Source organism: Pseudomonas sp. 43NM1, from assembly GCF_002836905.1.
Lineage (GTDB): Bacteria > Pseudomonadota > Gammaproteobacteria > Pseudomonadales > Pseudomonadaceae > Aquipseudomonas > Aquipseudomonas prosekii.
Genome location: NZ_MKGS01000083.1, coordinates 1 through 4,968, shown reverse-complemented (window position 1 = coordinate 4,968; position 4,968 = coordinate 1). Strand labels below are relative to the sequence as shown.

Annotated in this window: 7 protein-coding genes; 2 read left to right on the top strand and 5 right to left on the bottom strand. The window is 61.1% G+C overall.

Annotation, left to right across the window (positions count from 1 at the left end):
* Window positions 1–57 precede the first annotated feature (57 nt).
* Complete coding sequence (locus BI292_RS09085) at window positions 58–420, top strand: Mpo1-like protein (protein ID WP_101207676.1); 363 nt, start codon at window positions 58–60, stop codon at window positions 418–420.
* A 1-nt stretch (window position 421) separates the two neighbouring features.
* Here the strand turns inward: BI292_RS09085 and BI292_RS09080 are convergent, their stop codons facing one another.
* The 3 genes from BI292_RS09080 to BI292_RS09070 all read right to left on the bottom strand — a co-directional run bounded on the left by BI292_RS09080 (window position 422) and on the right by BI292_RS09070 (window position 2,621).
* Window positions 422–1,219 (bottom strand): acyl-CoA thioesterase II, encoded by a 798-nt coding sequence (locus BI292_RS09080; protein ID WP_101207675.1) that lies wholly within the window; start codon window positions 1,217–1,219, stop codon window positions 422–424.
* A gap of 301 nt (window positions 1,220–1,520) precedes the next feature.
* On the bottom strand, window positions 1,521–2,288 hold the full coding sequence (locus tag BI292_RS09075; RefSeq protein WP_101207674.1) for a CHAD domain-containing protein: 768 nt from the start codon (window positions 2,286–2,288) through the stop codon (window positions 1,521–1,523).
* Window positions 2,289–2,342: 54 nt separating this feature from the next.
* Window positions 2,343–2,621 carry a hypothetical protein gene (locus BI292_RS09070; RefSeq protein ID WP_101207673.1) on the bottom strand — a complete coding sequence of 93 codons (279 nt, stop codon included), beginning with the start codon at window positions 2,619–2,621 and terminating at the stop codon, window positions 2,343–2,345.
* Between the two features lie 237 nt (window positions 2,622–2,858).
* Here BI292_RS09070 and BI292_RS09065 point away from each other — a divergent pair, with 237 nt between their 5' ends.
* Window positions 2,859–3,905: a patatin-like phospholipase family protein gene (locus tag BI292_RS09065; protein ID WP_092279479.1), complete on the top strand. Its 1,047-nt coding sequence runs from the start codon at window positions 2,859–2,861 to the stop codon at window positions 3,903–3,905.
* Window positions 3,906–4,022: 117 nt separating this feature from the next.
* Here the strand turns inward: BI292_RS09065 and BI292_RS09060 are convergent, their stop codons facing one another.
* Both BI292_RS09060 and BI292_RS09055 read right to left on the bottom strand, forming a co-directional pair.
* Complete coding sequence (locus BI292_RS09060; RefSeq protein ID WP_092279477.1) at window positions 4,023–4,721, bottom strand: response regulator; 699 nt, start codon at window positions 4,719–4,721, stop codon at window positions 4,023–4,025.
* Window positions 4,722–4,781: 60 nt separating this feature from the next.
* A partial coding sequence (locus BI292_RS09055) for an ATP-binding protein (RefSeq protein ID WP_157831237.1) occupies window positions 4,782–4,968 on the bottom strand: 187 nt, incomplete at its 5' end.

Genomic DNA, 4,968 nt, shown 5'->3' with positions numbered 1-4,968 from the left:
CCCCTGCCCCGCCTATCCTTCAAACATGTGTCTCAACGTGTATTAAGGAATTTCATCATGGGCAAACGTCATCCCAACCTTCCGGCCTGGCAATGGAAGTCCTACCCGCACAACCATCAGCACCCGACCAATCTGGCCTTGCACCTGATTGCCGTGCCACTGTTCATCATTGGCTTTCTGCTGATCGTCACCGGGGTGTTCAGCCTGAGCCTGTTGAATATCGTGATTGGCGTCATTGGCGTGATTGCGGCGCTGGGTTTGCAGCGCCACGGCCACAGCCTGGAGGCGCAGGCCTCCGAGCCGTTCGCCGATCGCAAAGACGCGATGTCGCGTTTGCTGGTCGAGCAATTCCTGACGTTCCCGAGATTTTTCCTCAGCGGCGGCTGGTGGCGCGCCTGGCGCAAACGCCACCGGCGCTGAGTCAGGCGAAAATGGTCACGGTCTGCCGGCTCATGGCGATCAACCGACCGTCCGCGCTCCACAATTTCGCCGCGACGTGGCCGTAGCCGTCAGCGGCGTGTTCGATTTCCGCGAGGTATTTGCACCAGTCCAGCGTATCCAGCGCCAGCAGCGGCTGGACGAATTCGATGGTCCAGGTCAGCGTGCTGCCCGCCGCTGGTTTGCGCAGGTGCGGCAATAACGCCGGCGGCCAGGCGTCGACCAGCGCCAGAATGTACGCCTCGCTCAGCGCCTCTTCACGTACTTCCCCACGCAACCTCACCCAACCGCCCATCTCGCGCGATGTATTGCCGGTAAACGGCAGCCCGCCGACACTCCAGCGCATCGCCAGATGCCGCATGAATTCCGGGGTCACGCCTTTGATATAGGGCAGTTCCTGACATTCGTCCCAGTGCTTCATTGCGGGCGCCGGTTGCGCCGGGACTGCCACTTCGGACTCGCGCGAGGCGCCGAAACTGCCTTGCATCAGCGTCACCACTTGGCCCTTCTGCATCGCTCGGCCCAAGACCTGGCTGACCGCTTTGCCTTCGCGCAGCACATCGACTTCAAAACTGACCGGCACGTCCGGCTCGACCGGGCCGACAAAGGTGATCGCCAGCGAGCGCACCGGGCGCTCGGCCGGGACTTTCGCGCGCATGGCTTCGTACTGCAACGCGGCGATCAGGCCACCGAAACTGGCCCGGCCCTGACCCCATTCGGCAGGAATCGACAGCGCCTGCGGCTGGCTGCGGACAGCGTCGAGCAGATCGGAAAAGCGCATGGGAACCTCGGGAGTGCGGGAAAAGGATGAAGGGATGTTAACCAGCCTGCGCGGGCGATACAGCGCTTATTCCGGCCAAATTGACGGACAGATGAGCCGTGCGAGGTTTATCAGAGGTGCAGAAACCTGGCTGCAGGAAAACTGACTGTGGGAGCTGAGCTTGCTCGCGATGGCGTCGTGTCAGCAGCAAAATTACTGACTGACACGACGCCATCGCGAGCAAGCTCAGCTCCCACAGGTTTTGTGGTGGTTGTTGTTGGGTCGACGTTATTGAGTGGTTGTGTCTCGGCTTCAGGGGTTTTCAGGATTTGAAGCAGGCGTCGCTGAGTTTATCCAGCACGCGGTCGGCACGCTGTTCAGCCTTGGCCATGGTGGTTTTCCATTCGGCGACGCAGCTTTGCAAATCACTTTCCTGCTCGGCCAACAGCAGCCATTGCCAGCAATCGTGCCAGTCACCCAGCGCGGCTTGCGCCGATTTCAGGCGCGGCATCGCCGCTTTCGGCAAACGGTCGAGCTCGGGATAAGCCTCGATGCCATAACGCACACGCTTGATCAGCAAGCGCAGACGATGGCGATCGTGGGCCGGGTCGTGCAGTGCTTCGTCGAGTTTTTTCCATTGCTTGGCCAGGCGCTTTTCGATGCGCTGACGCAAACCTTTCAGCAAACCCTGACGCTGCGCGGCGCGTAGGAATCGCGGAAACGCGTCGAGGATCATCAGCAATTGCGTCACTTCAGCGCTGGCGGCGACGGCAGGATACGCCGCGTCCATCTGCGCCATGCGCCGTTGCGCCGCTTCGGGTTGCTGGTGCGCCAACAGATAAGCCGCCAGCACCTCGCGATCACGCAGCGGCGTGGTCAGGTCGCCGACGCCCGAGGCGGCGGCTTCCAGTTGCTCGACGCCGGGCAACCCGCGCAACGGTCGCAATAGACTGCGCAGCCGCCGCACGGTGGTGCGCAAGTCGTGTAGCGCTTCGGGATCGGTGCGGGCAGTCAAACGCGCCTGGCACGCCAGCAAACGAATATCCAGGCTCAGCACCTGAGCCACCAATCGATTGACCAAAGCCGACATCACTTTCTCCCTGAATCGAATGTGCTTAACCGCCCGTTGAACGCACCGTGCCCGTTAACGACCGGCGCGGGATTCGCGAATGTAGAAGCGCGCCTTCTCGGCTTTGTTGGTGCAGCCTTCGTAGGCTTCAAATTGTTGCTGGGTCTTGGCGCCGGTCAACAGCGACAAAGCCTTGGAGTAACTGACGGTGCCGGCGAAACCTTCAGCCTTGGCCAGGTCGAGCTCATGCCAGGCGGCATCGATCTGGCTGCCGCAGCTTTCGCGGTACGCAGTTTTACCAGCACAACCGGCCAGCGCCAGGGCAATCAACGGCACACAGATCCAGGCTTTCATCACTCACACCTCAAGAATAGGAAAACAGTCGTGCAGGTAAGACGGTGGCGCGCGCAAAAAGTGCCTCTGCTTTGCCAAGCCTTGACCTGCCCCGCAAACGACCGCGTTCGCGAGCATACGCATGTGGCGCCATGCAGTGTCGAAAAAACGACGCCGTCACCCCGCGCAACGACCTTGGCGATTGAAGCGTTGCCCCTGATGGGTGCATTGTTGGACCTTGTCAGACGAGGGCGATTCATGAAAAAGCGTGTCGCACTGGTGCTGGGCTCAGGTGGAGCCCGGGGCTATGCCCATATCGGTGTCATTGAGGAGATCGAACGGCGTGGTTACGACATCGCGTGCATTGCCGGGTGCTCGATGGGCGCGGTGGTCGGCGGGATTTATGCCGCCGGCAAACTCAAGGATTATCGCGACTGGATCGAAAGCCTCGACTACCTCGACGTGCTGCGGCTGGTCGATGTCAGCTTCCGTCTGGGGGCGATTCGTGGCGAGAAAGTCTTTGGCCAGATCCGCAAGATCGTCGGCGAAATCAACATTGAAGATCTGCGCATTCCCTACACGGCGGTGGCCACGGACCTGACCAATCAGCAGGAAATCTGGTTTCAGGAAGGTTGCCTGCATCAAGCGATGCGCGCCTCGGCGGCGATCCCCAGTTTGTTCACGCCGGTGATGCAGGGCAATCGGATGCTGGTTGATGGCGGTCTGTTGAATCCGTTGCCGATCGTGCCGGTGGTGTCGAGCCATTGCGATTTGATCATCGCGGTCAATCTCAACTCGACCAACCAGCGGCATTACCAATTGCCGGTGATTCCGCGGCCGCCGGCATTCAAGTCGCGTTTCAATAACCTGATCAGTTCGCTCGGTTCGAAGATGCCGTTTCGCCGCAAACAGGCTGAACAGTTGCTGTTGCTGGAACAGGAAGCGCTGAAGGCGGAAGCGGCGGATATCAACCCGTGGATCGAGTCGGCCGAACCGCAAGCGCAACAACCGGCGGCGGCTCCGCAAGCCGATGGTGCACCGAAATCCGCGACCGGTTCGTTCATCATCGACAACGTCGGGCCGGCGTCATTGCTGGATTTGATCAACCAGAGTTTCGAGGTGATGCAGACCTCGTTGGCGCAGTACAAGATCGCCGGGTATCCGCCGGACGTGCTGATCAACGTGCCGAAGCGCGTGTGCCGGTTTTTCGAGTTTTACAAAGCGCCGGAGTTGATCGCGCTGGGCCGCGAGATTGCCAGCGATACGATGGATCGGTATGAGAGTGAGCAGAAGCGTGATTCTTGAGATTCTCGGGTGAATGTCAGGGCCTCTTCGCGGGCAAGCCTCGCTCCTACAGGGTTCGCATGAACCGTGTGGGAGCGAGGCTTGCCCGCGAAGAGGCCGGACTGCCCGCCGAAAAACCTACAGACCACCCTCCCCCAACAACCGATAACCAACCCCTGCCTCGGTCACGATAAACCGTGGTCGGGTCGGATCGTCGGCCAGTTTCTGCCGTAAATGCCCGACCACAATCCGCAAATAATGGCTGTCCTCGGTGTGCGTCGGGCCCCAGATCTCCTTGAGCAATTGCTGCTGGGTAATCACCCGCCCAGGATGCCGCGCCAGTTGCGCCAACACCGCGTATTCCTTGCGGGTGAGCGCGACTTCGGCGCCGTCGAGCAGCACCCGCCGATAGGCCAGGTCCACGGTCAACGGGCCGAACGTCAGCGCCGCTTGCTGCGCTTCGCCGCTCGGCGCCTGGCGCAATAACGCGCGGACTCGCGCGAGAAACTCCTGAATGCCGAACGGTTTGGTCACGTAGTCATTGGCGCCGCCATCCAGCGCCTCGACTTTCTGCCCTTCGCTGGCGCGCACCGACAACACCAGCACCGGCACGCTCGACCATTCGCGAAACTCGCGCAGCACTTGCTGGCCGTCCATGTCCGGCAGGCCGAGGTCGAGCACCAGCAAGTCCGGTTTGCTCAGCGCAGCTTGCGCCAGGCCTTCATTACCGGTGCCCGCCTCCAGCACTTTGTAGCCTTGGGAAGCGAGGCTGATGCGCAGGAATTTGCGGATCTGCGGTTCGTCGTCGATGACCAAAATGGTCGCGGTCTGGCTCATGGTTTGTGATCGCAGCGTGTGGATGGGCACGGGGATGGTAATGAGAATGTGCGAAAGATATCAGGCTTCACTTTCAAAACCAGGTTGTTCCTGCAGCGGCAAGTGCAGCGTGATGCACGTGCCGCGCCCGTCGAGGCCATCGGCGACGCTGATTCGCCCGCCATGCGCGCCGACCATGCCCTGACAAATCGCCAGTCCGAGCCCGGTGCCCTGGCCGCCGCGATCACCCCGGGCGGCGGTGTAGAAC

Bases quoted from the DNA above. Each gene is read 5' to 3' on its own strand.
- BI292_RS09075 (WP_101207674.1), bottom strand. From the start codon at position 2,288: ATGTCGGCTTTGGTCAATCGATTGGTGGCTCAGGTGCTGAGCCTGGAT.
- BI292_RS09070 (WP_101207673.1), bottom strand. From the start codon at position 2,621: ATGAAAGCCTGGATCTGTGTGCCGTTGATTGCCCTGGCGCTGGCCGGT.
- BI292_RS09060 (WP_092279477.1), bottom strand. From the start codon at position 4,721: ATGAGCCAGACCGCGACCATTTTGGTCATCGACGACGAACCGCAGATC.
- BI292_RS09080 (WP_101207675.1), bottom strand. From the start codon at position 1,219: ATGCGCTTTTCCGATCTGCTCGACGCTGTCCGCAGCCAGCCGCAGGCG.
- BI292_RS09085 (WP_101207676.1), top strand. From the start codon at position 58: ATGGGCAAACGTCATCCCAACCTTCCGGCCTGGCAATGGAAGTCCTAC.
- BI292_RS09065 (WP_092279479.1), top strand. From the start codon at position 2,859: ATGAAAAAGCGTGTCGCACTGGTGCTGGGCTCAGGTGGAGCCCGGGGC.